The 15,916-nt window shown below is 65.7% G+C and carries 22 protein-coding genes and 1 pseudogene; 6 read left to right on the top strand and 17 right to left on the bottom strand.

Annotated features, from left to right (window positions below):
- Positions 1-12 precede the first annotated feature (12 nt).
- The 16 genes from RT051_RS09890 to RT051_RS09815 form a co-directional block, all read right to left on the bottom strand.
- Positions 13-432 (bottom strand): DUF3168 domain-containing protein, encoded by a 420-nt coding sequence (locus tag RT051_RS09890; RefSeq protein ID WP_313075862.1) that lies wholly within the window; start codon positions 430-432, stop codon positions 13-15.
- A complete protein-coding gene (locus tag RT051_RS09885; protein ID WP_313075859.1) occupies positions 429-968 on the bottom strand; it encodes an HK97-gp10 family putative phage morphogenesis protein in 540 nt (179 codons plus the stop codon). The genes RT051_RS09890 and RT051_RS09885 overlap by 4 nt, the downstream gene beginning before the upstream one ends.
- The gene (locus tag RT051_RS09880; RefSeq protein WP_313075856.1) at positions 965-1,321 is read right to left on the bottom strand and encodes a head-tail adaptor protein; all 357 of its coding nucleotides are present in this window, start codon (positions 1,319-1,321) and stop codon (positions 965-967) included. Before RT051_RS09880 ends, RT051_RS09885 begins: the two co-directional genes overlap by 4 nt.
- Positions 1,322-1,323: 2 nt before the next feature.
- A complete protein-coding gene (locus RT051_RS09875; protein WP_313075854.1) occupies positions 1,324-1,650 on the bottom strand; it encodes a head-tail connector protein in 327 nt (108 codons plus the stop codon).
- A complete protein-coding gene (locus RT051_RS09870; RefSeq protein ID WP_313075851.1) occupies positions 1,647-1,835 on the bottom strand; it encodes a hypothetical protein in 189 nt (62 codons plus the stop codon). The genes RT051_RS09875 and RT051_RS09870 overlap by 4 nt, the downstream gene beginning before the upstream one ends.
- Before the next feature lie 53 nt (positions 1,836-1,888).
- The gene (locus RT051_RS09865; protein WP_313075849.1) at positions 1,889-3,112 is read right to left on the bottom strand and encodes a phage major capsid protein; all 1,224 of its coding nucleotides are present in this window, start codon (positions 3,110-3,112) and stop codon (positions 1,889-1,891) included.
- Positions 3,113-3,123: 11 nt separating this feature from the next.
- Positions 3,124-3,996: a head maturation protease, ClpP-related gene (locus tag RT051_RS09860; protein ID WP_313075846.1), complete on the bottom strand. Its 873-nt coding sequence runs from the start codon at positions 3,994-3,996 to the stop codon at positions 3,124-3,126.
- Positions 3,997-3,999: 3 nt separating this feature from the next.
- Positions 4,000-5,289 carry a phage portal protein gene (locus RT051_RS09855; RefSeq protein ID WP_313075844.1) on the bottom strand — a complete coding sequence of 430 codons (1,290 nt, stop codon included), beginning with the start codon at positions 5,287-5,289 and terminating at the stop codon, positions 4,000-4,002.
- Complete coding sequence (locus tag RT051_RS09850; RefSeq protein ID WP_313075841.1) at positions 5,286-7,022, bottom strand: terminase TerL endonuclease subunit; 1,737 nt, start codon at positions 7,020-7,022, stop codon at positions 5,286-5,288. The genes RT051_RS09855 and RT051_RS09850 overlap by 4 nt, the downstream gene beginning before the upstream one ends.
- Positions 6,997-7,419 carry a hypothetical protein gene (locus RT051_RS09845; RefSeq protein WP_313075839.1) on the bottom strand — a complete coding sequence of 141 codons (423 nt, stop codon included), beginning with the start codon at positions 7,417-7,419 and terminating at the stop codon, positions 6,997-6,999. The genes RT051_RS09850 and RT051_RS09845 overlap by 26 nt, the downstream gene beginning before the upstream one ends.
- Positions 7,420-7,628: 209 nt before the next feature.
- Positions 7,629-7,874 carry a hypothetical protein gene (locus RT051_RS09840; protein ID WP_313075837.1) on the bottom strand — a complete coding sequence of 82 codons (246 nt, stop codon included), beginning with the start codon at positions 7,872-7,874 and terminating at the stop codon, positions 7,629-7,631.
- 2 nt (positions 7,875-7,876) lie between these two features.
- Complete coding sequence (locus tag RT051_RS09835; RefSeq protein WP_313075834.1) at positions 7,877-8,200, bottom strand: HNH endonuclease signature motif containing protein; 324 nt, start codon at positions 8,198-8,200, stop codon at positions 7,877-7,879.
- Between the two features lie 369 nt (positions 8,201-8,569).
- The gene (locus RT051_RS09830) at positions 8,570-8,947 is read right to left on the bottom strand and encodes a hypothetical protein (protein ID WP_313075831.1); all 378 of its coding nucleotides are present in this window, start codon (positions 8,945-8,947) and stop codon (positions 8,570-8,572) included.
- Positions 8,944-9,363, bottom strand: a complete 420-nt coding sequence (locus RT051_RS09825) for a hypothetical protein (protein ID WP_313075828.1) — start codon at positions 9,361-9,363, stop codon at positions 8,944-8,946. The genes RT051_RS09830 and RT051_RS09825 overlap by 4 nt, the downstream gene beginning before the upstream one ends.
- A 272-nt stretch (positions 9,364-9,635) precedes the next feature.
- Positions 9,636-11,636, bottom strand: a complete 2,001-nt coding sequence (locus tag RT051_RS09820; protein ID WP_313075825.1) for an AAA family ATPase — start codon at positions 11,634-11,636, stop codon at positions 9,636-9,638.
- Positions 11,633-12,106, bottom strand: a complete 474-nt coding sequence (locus tag RT051_RS09815; protein WP_313075822.1) for a phage regulatory CII family protein — start codon at positions 12,104-12,106, stop codon at positions 11,633-11,635. Before RT051_RS09815 ends, RT051_RS09820 begins: the two co-directional genes overlap by 4 nt.
- 84 nt (positions 12,107-12,190) lie before the next feature.
- On the opposite strand from RT051_RS09815, the gene RT051_RS09810 reads away from it, so the two are divergent.
- Both RT051_RS09810 and RT051_RS09805 read left to right on the top strand, forming a co-directional pair.
- Complete coding sequence (locus RT051_RS09810; protein WP_313075819.1) at positions 12,191-12,382, top strand: hypothetical protein; 192 nt, start codon at positions 12,191-12,193, stop codon at positions 12,380-12,382.
- A gap of 75 nt (positions 12,383-12,457) precedes the next feature.
- Entirely contained in the window at positions 12,458-12,685 is a 228-nt protein-coding gene (locus RT051_RS09805; RefSeq protein WP_313075816.1) for a hypothetical protein, read from the top strand.
- 56 nt (positions 12,686-12,741) lie between these two features.
- Here the strand turns inward: RT051_RS09805 and RT051_RS09800 are convergent, their stop codons facing one another.
- Positions 12,742-13,002 carry a YdaS family helix-turn-helix protein gene (locus RT051_RS09800; protein ID WP_313075813.1) on the bottom strand — a complete coding sequence of 87 codons (261 nt, stop codon included), beginning with the start codon at positions 13,000-13,002 and terminating at the stop codon, positions 12,742-12,744.
- 122 nt (positions 13,003-13,124) lie between these two features.
- On the opposite strand from RT051_RS09800, the gene RT051_RS09795 reads away from it, so the two are divergent.
- The 4 genes and pseudogenes from RT051_RS09795 to RT051_RS09780 form a co-directional block, all read left to right on the top strand.
- Positions 13,125-13,775: a S24 family peptidase gene (locus RT051_RS09795; RefSeq protein WP_313075809.1), complete on the top strand. Its 651-nt coding sequence runs from the start codon at positions 13,125-13,127 to the stop codon at positions 13,773-13,775.
- The gene (locus RT051_RS09790; protein ID WP_313075805.1) at positions 13,772-14,056 is read left to right on the top strand and encodes a hypothetical protein; all 285 of its coding nucleotides are present in this window, start codon (positions 13,772-13,774) and stop codon (positions 14,054-14,056) included. Before RT051_RS09795 ends, RT051_RS09790 begins: the two co-directional genes overlap by 4 nt.
- On the top strand, positions 14,056-14,937 hold the full coding sequence (locus RT051_RS09785) for a hypothetical protein (RefSeq protein WP_313075803.1): 882 nt from the start codon (positions 14,056-14,058) through the stop codon (positions 14,935-14,937). The genes RT051_RS09790 and RT051_RS09785 overlap by 1 nt, the downstream gene beginning before the upstream one ends.
- 460 nt (positions 14,938-15,397) lie before the next feature.
- Positions 15,398-15,916, top strand: a pseudogene (locus RT051_RS09780) (hypothetical protein); the annotation flags it as partial.

Raw genomic sequence — 15,916 nt, 5'->3', positions numbered from 1 at the left:
AAACGGGAGTGGTCAGGCCCGGGCGCGCCGGGACGTGACGAGGAAGTCGATGGTTCGGCCGAAGATGCCGGCGTCGGCGTTGTCCAGGTCCGGACCGATGCCGGCGCTGCGCACGTTGTTCACGGTGATGCCGGCGACCTGCCCGCGCTTGTCGGCGCAGGCGTTGCGCACCAAGCCGATCAGCCGCTCCTTGGTGGGGTAGTCCTTGGCGGCCACCGTGACCTGCACGCGGCCGGTCTCGATCACCGTGGACTCGTCGCCGCTGATGGTGTGGCGGTCGTTGTCGCTGATGTTGGTGTAGGCCAGAGCGGGAAACACCGCGCCCTGCGGGATCGTGCCGGGGTACATGCGCGCAACAGGCACCACGGCCAGCAGTGCGGCGTCCGCCTTGAGCAGCGCCACGATGATCTTGGGAGCCTGGGGGGCGGTCATTCGTTGTCTGCCTCCACGCTGACGCCTGAGGTGTCCAGGCCGTGCTTGGTGGCCAGGCGCTGCTTGATGTAGTTGCCCGCAGCCACGACAGCCTCGGCCCCCTTGGCATCCAGGGCAGGCCTCATGAAGGACTGGGCACTGGCGCCCGGGTGGGCCACGGACGCACCCACGAAGTGCTCGCCAATCCTCAGCGAGCCCCTGGCCAACGCCTTGTTGAGCGTCTTGAGGCTGGCCTTGGGCTTCTCGTCGGGCCGCACCTTGATCCAGTGGGCGCCAGTGCCGAACTCCACGAACTTTGCGTAGAACACATCGGTCTTGATGCTTGCCGTGATGACGCCGCGGCGGTTGCGCGTGCTGACCTTGATGCTGGCCTTCAGGTCGCCCTGGTCCACTGGGACGTTGGCCACCGCTTGCGCCTCCAGCACCTTGGCGCCAGCGCGCATGGCGCCGCGCATCACGTTGTTCTGCAGCTTGTCGGGCAGCTGCTGCATGAACTGCGCCAGCTCCTTCAGCCCCTTGACCTGCGTGGTACTCATGGCGCGCCCCCATAGTCCTTGACCAGCAGCTCGATGCCCTCGCGCCGGCCCAGTTCGGCGGGGCCTGCGACGATCTCGCATACGCGGTCCGGTGCACCATCCACGCCCAGCACCACCAGGCGCATGTCGGGCGTGATGCCGGCGCGGTAGCGCATGCGCACGCGGCTGGGGCGCTCGGCCATCTGCACGGCGTCCTGCACGGTCTCGGACTTCGAGGGCAGCACGTCTTGGACCTGGGCCCAGACGGTGGCGATAGGGCCCCACGTGCGAATCTCGGTGTTGTAGTCGGGGTCGCGCGTGACCGTGTAGCCCTCGATGCGCACGCGCTTGTCCAGGTCTCCGGCTTTCAGCACGGTCACACTCCCAGTCCAATTCTGTGCGGCCAGAGCATCTTCTCGGCACGCGTCATGGTCGAGGCCCTGGCGCTGTCTTCGCGGTTGGCGTAGCGATCGGCCGCGATCTCCAGCACCGCGGCAGTGAAGGCCGCATTGACGACCATCGGCCGGTCGCCGGCGGTGCCCGCGAGCACCGCAGCGTCCAGCGCGGTCTGGTCCGCGAACACCTTGCGGTTGAGGAACATCGCCGCCCAGTCCTCGGCCGCTTCCACCAGCGCGCCCAGCACCACGTCGTCGGCGCTGTCGGCGCGGCAGTAGTCGCGGGCGAGGTCCAGGCTGACGATCATTTCTCGTCCTTGGGCTTGCGGCCGGGCTTCTTGGCGGATTCCTTGTCGTCGCCTGCCTCGTCGCCGGGCTGCGCGTAGCCGCGGGCGACCAGCTCGCGGCCGTGCTGCTCGGTGGTGTCGAACTCCTGGCCTTCAACCAGCACGTCCTTACCCATCAGGATGGGACGGGTAGTGGTCAGCTTCATGGCTTATCTCCAGTGAGGCCGGGCGCCTGGCGAGAGGTGCCCGGCCGTGGGCGTCAGGGAGTGACGGGATCGGCAGGGAGGGTGCCGTAGATGAAGGCCTCGGGGCGCTTGACCGCCAGCGCCACGCGCTCCTCGCAACGCACGGTGATCATGTTCTTCTCGAAGTCGTCGTTGTTCTCGGTGGAGATCACAACGTTGGCGTCTTCGCGGTCGAACAGCTGCGCGCCGTACTGGAAGGAGCCCGTCAGGAACTTGCCGACGAAGGCCGGGATTTCCGTGGCCACCACCGGCAGGTTCCACAGGCTCGGGCTGGTGGTGCCCTGCGGGTTGCCGATGATGTAGCGGCCCAGGGAATCCTTGCGCGTTTCGATCTTGGCCCAGTCGGTGAAGTGCACGACGTGGCCGGTGGCGGGGATGCGCGCCAGCTGGGCCTGCAGCATGGCCAGGCGCAGGTGGTCGATCTGCGTGACCTTCTCAGGGGTGAAGGCCGGGGTATAGGCCGACGCCTGGGGCACGATGCCGTGCAGATGCACACCGGTGCCGTCGCCGAACAGGATTTCCTGCTCCTCGGCGTACTTCAGGCCGAAGCGCAGCTCGGCGTCCACCGTGCTTTGCAGCTGCGCGAAGTCGTCCAGGATCTGCTTGGACGCCTTGAACAGGTGGGCGATGGTGCTCACCGGCGTGATCTTGGTGGCGAAGGTGATTTCCGACTCGGGCTTCTTCGTGTTCTCCGCCACCACCGCGGCGTTGTTGGTGAAGCCGGTCTGCTGCACCCAGAAGATGGCCGGGCTGGTCGTGCGGCCAGGAGCGATCAGGTCGCGGATGAACAGGCGCTGGCGGGGAGCGACGTCGATGCCGGGCAGGCGCTGCGGCTCCACCACGCCTTCAGCCACGCCGGTGGAGATCAGCGCGGCACGGGTCACGGGGATGTTGACACGACGCCCGCCTTGCACGCTTTGCGCGAAAGCCTGCAGCGCGTCGCTCTTGGCCAGGATCTCGCCCACGGTCTGGGCGCGCGTGTCGCCGCGGCCCTGCGTGTTGGCGGCGGCCACGACCTGCTCGACCTCGCCCAGCGATGCCTTCAGCTCTTCGTGGGCCTTGTTCAGGGCGTTGAACTCGCTGGCGATCTTGTCCACGGCGGTTTTCGTCTGCTGGGACATGTCGCCCGAATTCTTGGCCTCCTTCAGTGCCTCTTCGGCGCGCTTGCTGAATTCGCCGGATGCCTTGTCCACGGCGGCTTGTACCTGCTTGAGCAGGTCGGATGCGGAGATTTCCATGATGGTTTCCTTCAAAAACGGAGATTGCTTGGCGCCGCCTCCAGCCTCGTGAGCGAGGCCATCAGGTCGACGAGATTGGCCGCAAGGGCCGGGTCGGCAGCGCCAGGCTTGCCGTCGAGGGCAGCGCTGGGCGTGCCCTTGATTTCTTGGATGAGTTTTCGCCGCTCGCTGCGCGGCATGCCGCTGCTGGCCAGCACCATGTCCAGGCGGCGCACCGCATTGCTTGCAGTGGGTTCTGCGTCGCGTACAGCGTCTGCCGACAGCAGGCCATCGGCCATGCCGCGCTCGATGGCATCGGCGCCGGGAATCCAGCTCTCGGCGTCCATGAGTTCAGAGGCTTTCGCCGCTGCCATGCCGCTGCGTGCCGCGTAGATGTCGGCGATGGTGTTGTCGATGGGTTCGAGCATTTCTGCGGCCGCGCGCATGTCATGCCGGTTGCCCACGGTCACGCCCCAGGCGTTATGCACCATGAAGAAGCCGGCGCGTGCCACTTGAATCTCGTCGCCGGCCATGGCGATCACAGAGGCGATGGACGCCGCGATGCCGAGCACCTTCACCGTGACACGGCCCGGGTGCTCGCGCAGCATGTTGTAGATGGCGAAGCCCTCGAACACGTCGCCGCCCGGGCTGTTGATGTGCACGGTGACATCGCGCTCACCGATGTTGCGCAGCACGGCTGCGATGCGCTTGGCCGTCACGCCGTCCCCGGACCATGGGTCGAAGCCCACGGCATCCAGGATGGAGATCGTGGCCTCGCCCTTTTCCTCGGCCGCGGCCACCGGGCGCCACAGCTCCAAAGCGCGTGGCGCGAGTTCGTAGCCGACACGCGCGCGCACGCCGGCGGCCGGCGGAACAGGGCCCGCCGGCAGGTTTCGTTTCGTCATGGGTCAGCCTTTCGAGGGCTCGTCTTCAAATCCGAGGAAGGCGCGGATGGCCGCCCTCGCCTGCTGGGCGTCTGAGCCCAGGCCGATGGCGTCCAACGTGGTCATCGCCGACTGCACCGTGAGCACGGCGGCGTTGCCGCCCATGGGTTCTCGGTCTTCCAGCTCGCGGATCTCGTCGCGAGTCAGGATGCCCTTATCGACCATCACTCCGTAGAAGGCGGCGCGGCCGGCGCTGTCCGCGCGCAGCAGCCCTTCAACAGCGAACTTCGGGTAGAACCGCAGGCGCTCGGCTGGAGTCAGCAGGTCCTTGGTGATGGACTGCTCAATCCGGCGCAGCCACGGCCCCAGCGTGAAGGTCAGGAACCCGATCATTTGCTGCTCGATCCCGGACCCCCAGCTCGTGGATTTCTCGGTGCGACCGACCATCCAGGGCGGCACGCGGAACCAGCGGCAGATTTCCTCTACTGAGAAGCCGCGAGACTCCAGCAGCTGGGCGTCGGCCGGCTTCACGCCCACGGCTCCAACGTCGATACCTCCTTCAAGCACGGGCACTTCGCCGCGCTCAATGGAGCCGACATACTCCTTCTTGAACTCCTTGCGCTGATCCTCAGTCAGCCAGTTGGCGACTTTGTAGTAGAGGGTCTGCAATAGCCCGGCCTTGAAGGTCTTGCCCGCCGCCTCATCCGCGGCGATGGCGTTGCCGAACACCTGGGCACCGTAGCGGATGACCGACACACCGTTCTTGCCGTCAAGCGAGAAGCCGGGGATGTGCCAGATGCGATCCGCTGGGATCTTGCGCTGCAGCCCGTCGTCTTCGATGTAGCGCCATTCCGTGGTGCCGTTGAGCATGCGCGTGCCGCTCAGCCGGTTGGGATCAAGAAATCGCAGCCCCACGGTGCGCGTGCCGATCATGAGCTTTTCCGCCCTGGCGGCACCGCGCAGCAGCATGGCCGCCACGACTGCCTCCCAGAACACGGACGCCGTGCTGTCCGCATTGGGGCGGTCGTGGATCACGCCGTGCAGCCAGTGGCCGGAGGCGACCTTTTTGCCCGTGGGCGTGCGCTCGTACATCGACAGCGGCAGCGTGGCGATGGTCTCGGATATCAGTCGCGTGCACGCCCACACTGTGGACAGGCTGAGCATGGTGCGCTCGTTCACGTCCACGCCGGCCATGCTCATGCCTGGAAACAGCGTGGCCATGCCGTCGCTGTCGGTCGAGGAGACCTCTTGGCCAAGCCAGCCCAGCAGCGCAGCGCGCACGCGCCCGATGCGGTTGTGCTTTGGTTTCGTCATTTGGCTCCTGCCTTGATGCCGCTGCGCAGGAACCCGTCAAGGCCTCCCTGGACTGCGTGCGTGAGACTGGCCCCGGTCGCCATCAGCAACGCGGCCATGTCGTCGATCTTCTCGGTGGAGCGCTTCTTGTCCGGCGCCTTGTTCAGGTTCGCGTCTTCGCGCGCCACCAGGTTGGAAGCGTTCCAGTTCAGCACCGGGTCGTTGCCGTGGGCCAGCTTGCCGGCCATGTAATGCAGCTCCAGGTCCTGCATCGCCGGGTGGTAGCTTTGCGGCCCCTGCCGGAAAAGCTCCATTGGCACGCCGGCCTCTTTGAGGCGCTGCACCGTCTGCACGGCGTTCCAGTTGTCGTAGGCCACCGTGACCAAGTTGAAGGTGTCGCGCACCTCCAGCACCTTGGCCTCGATGGGCGCGTAGTCGATGACCTCGCTGCCCGACTCGATCAGGTGCCCCGCCTCAATCCAGGCCTGGTACGGCACCAGCCCCCGGGCGACGCGGCGGCGCGTGGCCGCCGGCGGCACCCAGCGCCAGCCGTAGGTGTAGAGCCAGCCATCCAAGCGCCAGACCAACCGGAATGAGGTCAGGTCGTTGGTGCTCGACAGGTCCAGGCCGCCCCAGCACGGCACGCCGCGCAGGGCTTCAAGGTCCACCGCGGCGCGGCACTCGCGCCACTTCGTCAGGTTCACCCAGCCACCGGCCACCGAAGAAGGCCGGTTCAGGCGCTTGATCTTGAATTCGGCGTAGGTGCCTGGCTTTTCCCTTGCCTCCACCGCGGCCTTGCGGATCTCCTTCAGCAGCAGCGGGTTCGCTTCCATAAGGGGGTTGGCCTTGTGCCATGCCTCCTCGTCGAAATCCTCGTCCGCCTCGGTGCCCAGGTCATCGTCTTTCTCATCCACCGCGTAGTAGATGGCCAGGTAGTGGTCGGCCTCCACGATGCCGCGCAGCACCTTTTTGGCGAATTCGCGCTCCTCACTCCACGGGCCCGGGGTGTCATAGCCCTCGGTGGTTAGGTACAGAAACAGCGGGTTACTCCGTGCGCCGGCCGCCGACTTGAGCACGTTCAGCAGGTCGTGGTTCGGATGGGCGTGCAGTTCGTCCAGCACCGTGCACGAGGGATTCAGTCCGTCCTGAGACTTGGCTTTGGCGTGCAGTGCTTGGTAGGTTCCCCCGTTGCCATAGCTGGCTATCGCCTTGGCGAACACCTCCATGCTGAAGGCCTCGCGTAGGTCCGGGGTTTTCTCGACCATGCGGCGCGCGACGTTGAGCACGATGGCCGCCTGCTTGTAGGTGGTAGCCGCCGTGATGATCTGCGGCCCCTCTTCGTCCTCGCACACTTGGCAGTACAGCGATATCACCGCCGCCAGCGTGCTCTTGGCGTTTTTCCGCGCGATGGCGAATAGGGCCGTAGTGAAGCGCCGCGTGCCGTCCGTGTTGCGGAACCCGAATAGCTGCACCAGAAAGAAAATGTGCGACTCGTGCAAGACGATGGTAGGGGTCTCCCACCTGCCCTCAACGTGCGGGAGCTTCTCCCCGAAGTCGCACACATCGTTCGCATGCCACTCGTCGAAGTAGAACGGCGCCCCTTTCTCCTCGGCGCGCTCCAGGTCCTTCAGGAAGCGCTCGGCGGCCAGACGAATCCATATGCCGAAGCGCTTGCGGTGCTTCTTGTCCAGCGCCTTCTTGGCATAGGCCCGGGCGATGGCGACGTAATCACGAGGCGCGCTTGCGTCCTCCATTGTTCGAGAAGGCATTCTTCGCTGGTCCTTCTCCGATGGGCTTCACCTTCCCCTGCGCTACCGGCGTCAGGCCGAAGTCGTTGATCAGGTTGCGCAGTTGGCCAACCATGGACGCCACGGGCGCTTCGCCGGCCGCGTACAGCTGCACGACCTTGCCGTGCAGGGCGCACAGCTGACCCAGTGCAGACAGGCCGCCTTCGGTCAGCAGCTTGTTGGCCACCAGGATCGGGGCCAGGCGCTGCCACTCCTTGATGGCGTGGCCGTTGGGCAGCCAGTCGGGCGGCGGCGGAACTTCGGTGATGGTGGGCAATTCGACCGCGCCATCGGGCTCGCGGTCCTTGCGTTGGGTGCCGGCGATCACCTTGAGGGCGGCCGGCTTCTTTCCTGGGCCGGGCATGGTGGGCCTCTCAAAAATCGGGTTTTCTATCCTGACGGCGTGAAAATTGTGGTCGGAGGTCGGTCCTAGCCGGGAAGGCTCCAGACTTTTTGGGTGCCCCTCCCCTCGCGGGCGGCCCTGGCTCGCGTCAGGCGGGCTCAGGCGGGACGATCAGCGTCCGAGGGAACTCATCCCCAAGGTGATGCACTTGGGCGCGCCTGCCCGCATCGTCATCGGCGTACTTGTCGCTCAGGTACTGGAGAAGCGCGCTCGATGTGCTCGGGTTGGGCTGTACTGGTGATCCGGACCTCTCCTTCCGCTTCCACTTCAACGGGGGATGCGGCGATCTCCAGCGAGAGCGTGGCGAGGCTGCCTGCACGCATGCACAGGTCGGCCGACATCACTTCAGGCACCTTCGCGCCGTTCACGGCAATCTCGCCATGCAGGCCGCTGCCTGTGATCTTGATCCGAGCCATGTTCACTCCTTGACAGGGAAGCCATCGACCCCAATCCGCACCGCCGGCCTGTGGCCCTTCTGCACCGCGGTCAGTCTCTTGTGGCAGTCGCGGTTCACGGCCCGCAGGTTACGGGGATCGTCGGGGTTGCCCTTGGCTCGTCCCGATCGGAACCAGGCCTTGGGCTTGATGTGGTCCACCTCGTGTGCTGGCAGGGCTCGGAGCTTGCCGCCCTGGCACTCGGGGCAGTGGCACAGGTAGCCGTCGCGCTGCAGGATCTGCTCGCGCAGCTTGTCCCACTCGGCGCCGTAGCCGCGGGCATGGCGGCTTTCCTTGCTCCAGGCCATGGCGATCCTCAAGGTAGGCCTCCTGCAGCGCCAGCAACTCGGGAGATGCGAGCTGGTTGCGCCGGGCGCTGCAGGAAGCGGCGTCCGTTTGCCCACGGTGCGCTGGGGCCTTCTTGGCCTTCACGCCGGCCTCGTGCAGGCAGCGTGTCAGTGGGTTGCAGGGTTTGCGGAAACAAAAAAGCCCGCAGGGCAATCCGTGCGGGCTTGAGATGTGCTGATCCAGAAACGACGAACCATCCGCAATGGGAGGGCTCATTTCCTGAGCTTTTCTGACGCGGCAGCCTCCGTGTGCGGATGGTCGCCCCTGTTGTTGCGTCAGCGCGTCGCTCAGGCGTTAGCGGGATTCTAACCCAGCCCGCCGGCGAGATGTCAAGCCTTGCGCACGATCAGCATTTGCCGAGAGTCGCGCAGCAGCAGCGACAGGTCGAGCATCGAGACGCCGATCTCGCGGCAGGCCCGGCTTGGGCTCACCGGCTTGACGTAGGCCCACTGAATGGCCTTACGGTGCTTCTCCGGCAGCGCCGTCACCGCGACCGCAATGCGCGAGGCGTCGGCGCTGTCCACCTGGGGGCCATGGTCGGCGATGTCGCCGCGCGCGGCTGGCGGGCGCGGCGTCAGGCGGAACATCGGCGAGGACGACGGGGCACCCCAGCCGCCATTGCACCAGCGCGCCCAGTTGTGCAGCCGGGCGTCGATCTCTCGATGCTCGGCCGGGACGTGGTGGAAGTCGATAGGGGCTCGGGTCAAGCAACCCCCTTATCGAACGGCACTTCGAACACCGCACAGGCGATGGCGAACGCCAGCGCGAAATCGCGCATGTCCACCCAGGGCTTTTCAGCCATGTGGTGCATCAGCGTGTGGTCTCCGTTGCGCTCGCTCAGCAGCTTCGCTTCGATCTGGTACGTCCCGTCGCGGGCCTCGATGCCGTATTCGGTGACTGCCCATTGCTCACCCTGCCACAGCACTTGGGCCAAGGTTTCGCCGCGGACAACAACTTCGTTTTTCGACTCCGGCACCTGGGACATCGCCAGGGCTAGGTTGCTCGCGCCGCGACCTACCGAATACCACCTGCCGATGGCCTTGGCGAGGCGAGTCTTTTTTGTCGGGGTCATCGACGTTTCGAATTCATCCAGCGACAGGAACCTGAATTTTTTGTTTGGCATGTCGGCTATTTCGGTAAAAGTTTTCAGCAATTCTTTGCCCGCTCACCTGGGCGGCCGTCGGTTGCTCTTGCCCCAACTGCTCCGCCGATTGCTCCATTCGCCACCCCCTACTACGTAGGGGGCGGGGCAAATGGAGCATGGATCGGTGCGCCATTGGCGTTCCGATGGAGCAATTGGAGTAGATGGAGCACGATCAGATTTGCTTTCTCCATTACTCCGCTGCGCTCCAATGGAGCAATGGGAGTAAATGGAGCGTGCGTTTTTCTGCGGATTCATGCCAGCACCTTCACTAGGCCATCCGCCAGAGAGATATGGTTGCCAGCGACCAGCGACTCCAAGGCCCGTGCCGCGTCGCGCCGGCGGTTGTCCCGCTTGCCGTGGTCCGGGCCCGGCATCTCGTTCACCGCGGCCTCAATCAGGTCGTTCGACGTCACCGCATCGTCCAGGTCCGTGAGCGTGCCGGCAATTCGCAGGACGACCCGTTGCCATTCGCCCTTGGGGGCTTCCTTGCGCTGCCCCTTGGGCTTGGGCGTCTCGTAGCCCACGACACACGAATTGATCACCTCGCCATCGTCGTGCTGCCCGATGGCGACGAGGTTCAGGCGGAATCCGAACTCCGCCCCGTCGCGGCCGCCCTTGAGCTTGCTGACCCGGGCGGATCGCAGATCGCCGAAGTCGCCCGAGCCGAGGCGCTCCACCTCGATCTCGGCGTCGACCGCAGCCTTGATACCGGACCAGCCACGCGCCCCGCGGGTGCTGTCCTTGCCACTGTGGTGCACCAGCAGCACCAGCGAGCCTGTGGCGCGGTTCAAGGCCTTGCAGTGGGCCAAGGCCCTGCCCATGTCCTCGCCGCTGTTCTCGTTGGCCCCCGGCGTTGTCTGAGCCAAGGTGTCGATCACGATGATCGATGGGGTACCGAACCGGCGCACGGACGCAAGCAGATCCTTCACGTCCTCGCGCAGCAGCAGATTGGGCGCATCGGGCACCACGCCCAGAGACAGATCATCCAGCCCGTTGAAGTCGCAGTAGGCCTGCACGCGATCGCGAAAGTCCTCTTCACCCTCAGCACAGACATAGACCACTTGGTGTGGGCGTTCGATCCTGTGACCGCGCCAGTCCTCGCCCCTGGCGATGGCGGCGACCAAGTCGAGCACGAAGAAGCTCTTGCCCGACCCCGATTCCCCGTAGACCATGGCGATGCCTTTGCCGGGCAGCACGCCGCGAACCAACCATGTTGCGCGGGGCCGCTGCAGCAGCTCCCGGACGCTCAGCACCTGGAACCGCATCGGCTTGCCCAGCTTCTCCAGGGCCTCGTGCGCGGTAGCGCCCTGCTCGCTCACGTCCTCGAAGTCGTCGGCCGTGGCCAGCTTGCGCTGCTCGCCCTTGGGCTTGGCCTTCAGGCAGTGCTCGCGCCACAGGTACAGCAGCGCGCGGTCAGGGTCCTGGCGGCGGTGATCCAGCGCCACTTCCATCGCGTGCGGGCTGCCGGCCAGCAGGCTCAGCACCTCATCGTCGGGCAGGCCGCACTGGTAGAGGGCCACTGCCGCCGCGTGCAACTCGCGCGAGCGGTCGCCGCGGGTGTCGCCCTCCAGCAGGAAGTCACGCGCGGCGTAGGGCAGGTTCAGGCTGGCCAAGTCGGGCAGCACCAAGTCGTCCAGCAGCTCGGGCATCTCGATGGCCGGTACCGCGGCGCGCTCGGCGTCGCGCCCGTACTGCGCGCGCAAGGCCTCCAGCGCGGGTGGGGGCACGTCGCGCAGCGCCACGGGCGTGCCGGACAGGTGCTGGCCTGTAAGGGTCAGGAAGCGCGGCTCGGCGCCGCCGTAGACCTCCACGCCCACGGTGTGGTTGGTCCAGTCGTCAGTGGACCCACGCGCGAAGATGCGCAGGCCCTTGCCGCTGGGGCTGACCTCGGTGTAGCTGGCCAGGGTGTCTACGACCTCGCGCGCCCAGTCGGCCACCTGGCCGTCGTGCACGCAGTCGTCCAGGTCGATGCCGACGATGCCATGGGGCCGGGTCATGACGTAACCCACGCCAGCGAACGACGGCGCCTCGCGCTCGAAGGCCGCTACCGCGGCGCCGAACTTGAACCAGCGGTCAGGGTTGGCCGTGGACAGGCGGTATTCGGGGATGTCGGCGCGATGGGGGATCTTGTCGAACTTGCCACGCTTGGCGTTGAATTCGGCCTTCCAGGGTGCCCAGCGCGGCAGGGCCTTGAGTTCGTCGGGGATGGCTGCACCGTTGAAGGCGCGCAGGTCGGTCGCCTCGGCCATCATGGTGCTGCCCGCAGCGTCTGCTGGTGGGCTGCGCGCATGGCGCGCAGCATCGAGAGAATGGCGGCAGAGACCTCGGCGGCTTCGCGCTCAATGGCCCGCACGTCGTTCGACGACACGGCGCCGTCCACCAGAGCAGCCGCCACACTGCCCATGACGTCCGCCGCCTCCTTGACCATGGCGGACGCGCGCTGCACCAGGTCGGCCCCGGTGTCGCCGCTTTGCGGCAGGGCCACCACCTGGGCCCCGCAGTGCGCGGCAACGGCCTGGGCGTAGGCATCGGCGTGCTCGCTGCCCACCTCCGCGCACATGGCGGCGATGGCGCAGGCGTCGACCACACCGAGCTTGAAGCCGGCGGCGCCAGCCAGCTCCTTGCGCAGCACCTCAGGCGACTTGCCGCGGCGCAGCGCCACCGCATCGCGGCCGCCGGGGTAGGCGTCGACCATCAGGCGAAGGGCGTCAAGAGGGTTCATATCCGGATCTCCTAAAGGCTGGATGTCCGCGCCGGGGCAACTTGGAGATGGCGCGGATGGGTGCCGCGCGAGACGATGCGCGGCATGGAAAACGAACAACCCACTCCGCAAGCACCCGGCGTCACCATCGAGCACGCCAGCCGACGAGTCAGCCTCGTGCCCGCCGCCACCCGGGCCGGGCAGCGCGCGTTCGCGGAGGTCGAAACGAGACTGGTCATGCTGTGGGTGGCGGGTGAGCTACACATCCGGTGCGCGGCCTGGGGGTGGGCGAAGTGAGGGGGCTATGGGGTGCCCGCCCTTCCCCGGCATACGATGCGAGCTCCTACACCAGCATCGCCAAGGAGGGCGGACATGAACACGCAATCACGATTGACACTGGAGAACGGAGCCAACGACAACCTGCTGTCACGGCTCGAATACACGCTGTCCAGCGGCGAGAAAATCGTCATGGAGATACCCCTGCCGAAGATTGCGCAGGGCGCTGGCAGTCGGACGATTCAGGAAGTGGAGATGGCGATCCTTCAGAGGACGAAGGAGATTTGCAGTCACATGCTGGATGGGCTGCGCAAGGAACCCTGATCGGCTCCCGCAGCGCAACAGGCTGCACCCAGGCGCACGTCTGCGAGGAAGTTGCTTCAGCCATGAGCGGCCTCCTTGGGAGCGGGGCGGCCCAAGTCGGGCCAAATGAGGTGACAGTCATCAGGGCGCAGGTCGCGCCGAGTGACAGCGCCACCGGTGGCGCGCTCAATAGCCAGGCAATACACAGGGCCGGGCAAGCGGTTGGCGTAGCCGTGTTGCCACTGGCGAACTTGCGCATCGCTGCGAGCGCCGATGCGAGCGCGCAGCTCCGAAACGCTCAATGCGCCGGGGCTTGCGAGGTATTCGGAGAGTTTCATGACCGCCAATCTATAGCATTTGCTACCGAATATAAAGTAGCCAATGCTCTTGTAGCGCCTGCTACTGTGCCGGCATGAAAGCGAGCGAAGTGCAGGATTGGCGGATCAGGCGCCTTGCGGATATGGCAAAGGCCGAAGGCGGCAATGCGCCGCTTGGCCGGCGGCTGGGCTACAAGGACGGCGCCTTTGTCGGCCAGATGCTTCGCGGGGAGCGCCCGATTACCGAGAAGACCATCGAGGTTGCCGAGGGCCTGCAGGGGTACTCCGGATGGTTTGACCCGCCGTCAGAGGCGCAGGCAGGTACGAGGGTGCCTGCGCTCAGCCCCACCCCCGCGCCTGGAGCTCCTGCGGTGCGCGTTCCGCTGCTGGCCAACGCCGGCAGCATGGGCCCAGGCTCCGACGAAGAGCACGATGACGTGGTGGTGGGCGCGATCGCCCTTTCGCCCGACTGGTTGGCCAAACGCATCCGCCCCACGAAGCCCGAGGCACTGCGCTTCATCCACGCCTACGGCGACTCGATGCACCCGACGTTCGAGGACGGCGACATCCTGCTGGTGGACACAGGCCGGTGCGACCCTTCAGGTGCTGATGGCGTCTATGTACTGGCCACGGAGCGCCGGCTGTTCATCAAGCGCGTGACCGAGCGGTTCAACGGTGGCCACGACGTGACCAGCGACAACCCAACCGTCAAGACCGTGCAGACGCTCGACGGCGACAGGCAAATCCGTGTCGTGGGGCGCGTGGTCTGGGTCTGGAATGGAAGAAAGCTGTGATCTCCACCACCCTGATCTGCCTCGTTGTCGGCATCAGCGACGGCGACACCCTGACGGCCCGCTGCCCGACACAAGACGCAGCGCACCCGTACCAGCAAGTCAACGTCCGCCTGGCCGGCATCGATGCGCCCGAGAAGCGTCAGCCTCTCGGAGAGCGCAGCCGGCAGCACCTGGCAGGGATCGAGGCGGATGCACGGGAGCGGCGTCCGGGGCTGTGGGCCGACCGGGAGCCGGTGGCGCCGTGGGAGAGGAGAAAGACTGAAAGGCAGGGCCTGCGGTAATGGAACTTGTCAGCATCCAGAGCGAAGCAGATTGGCTGGCGCGCTCCGCTTTTGTCCCCGAGTTGCGCATGACGCTGGACGACTTGCAGGGGATTTTGTCTGGGTACGACTTGCCTCGTGTCAGCGGCTCTAAGCAGGGCGTTGTCCGATGCGGGGTCAATGGCTGCAACCGCCTGCACTACAAGGGGTTCTTGCTCAAACTCAAGGACGGGCGAGAAACCATCATGGGTTGGCAATGTGGCGCCCGCGATCTTGGACTGGACTTTAAAGAGTTTCAGACTAGCTACGTGGAACGCAAGCGCCAAGCCGACCAGCGCGCCGCTGTGGCCGCGGCGATTGCCGAGGCTCACCTACTGGCCGCACACGCTGGAACATTGGTGGAGCCGTGTCGCGAGGCGCTGGAGTACCTGCTCAATTTGCGCGGCTCGCTCCAACGCCACACAGCATTCTGGGACAACCTGAAAGCTGTTGCGAAGATGGACGGCCGGGTTTTGCGCGAACTCAAACGCGCCGATGAACGCAGCTCGGCCAAGGTTGATGTTGTGGAGGCAGCGCGCATCCACGGCTTGGCCGTGTTGTTTGGCGACATGAGCAGGCGAGTAAGCGACATCACGTACACCGCGGAAAACTGGCCGGCAGAGGTAGCAGGAGCGGGGCGTGGGCCGCCGTCGGAGTTGAAAAGCACACTGGCGCGAGCGCGAAAGATGCATGAAACGGTGCGCGACACCGAGAAATTCATCAGGGACTATTCGACGCTTCGGTCTGCCATTCATGGCATGTGGGCCGTGCACCACTTTCAGTTACGTCGGGCTGGAAAATCCAACGCCCTACGCCGCGTATTGGAACGATTTGCAGGCCAGGAGCCGGTTTGGGCTGATTAATGATTCCATCGGCGGGCCAAAGCGGATTAACCAGGCCCGTCATGGCGTGAGCAAACTGCGCCACGTGCTCCGCCGCCAGCGCAGCCATCGGATCGCTCGCGCTCGTCTCCTCGCAAGCGCCATGTAATTGCGCGTTCAGCGCCACTTCTGCGATCCAGCGCCAGGTTGCAGAGGTCGCCGCATTGCCGGTGCCCGCTGTCTCTTGGTCAAACACCGGCGCCAGCACATAGGCGTCAACCCCATGCGCCGCCGGCACCAGCACAACCGCGCCGACTTCCGTCAAAAGCACCCGCTTTTTTTCGCCTGTCACTCCCATCTCTGACTCCTACGCCCAAGGGGCGTGAGAGGGAGTGTAGAGAAAAAAGCGAATATGAGTAGCTTTTGCTACTTGACGGCAGCAATAGCAATTGCTACAGTTCACTCCATCCCCACACCCCGTGGGCCAACGATGGAGTGAACAGTGCAACCCTCCCGCAAGCAGTCCAAGCCGCGCAAGGCGGCACCGGCCAGCGAAGCCATCACCACCTATAAGGGCTTCGATGCGAACCTGCAGTGCCGCGGCTTTCAGTACGCCATCGGCAGCACCTACGAGAACGAAGCTGGTGCGAAGGCGTGCAGCCATGGCTTTCACGCTTGCGAGCACCCGCTCAACGTCTTCGACTACTACGCCCCCGCGGGAAGCCGCTTCGCCATCGTGGAGCAATCAGGCGTCCTGAGCCGGCACGACGAAGACACCAAAGTCGCCAGCTCGAAGATCACGATCAAGGCCGAGATCGGAATCCCCGGCCTGGTGAAGGCTGCCGTCGAGTACGTGACCAGTCGGTGCGAGCCGATCGATGAAGACTCTCCTGCACACGCCACCGGCTACCAGGGCGCGGCCAGCAGCACCGGCTACCAGGGCGCGGCCAGCAGCACCGGCAACCGCGGCGCGGCCAGCAGCACCGGCGACTACGGCGCGGCCAGCAGCACCGGCCACCAG

Source organism: Melaminivora sp. (assembly GCF_032059615.1).
Taxonomy (GTDB): domain Bacteria; phylum Pseudomonadota; class Gammaproteobacteria; order Burkholderiales; family Burkholderiaceae_C; genus Melaminivora.
This window is presented reverse-complemented; position numbering and strand designations above follow the sequence as displayed.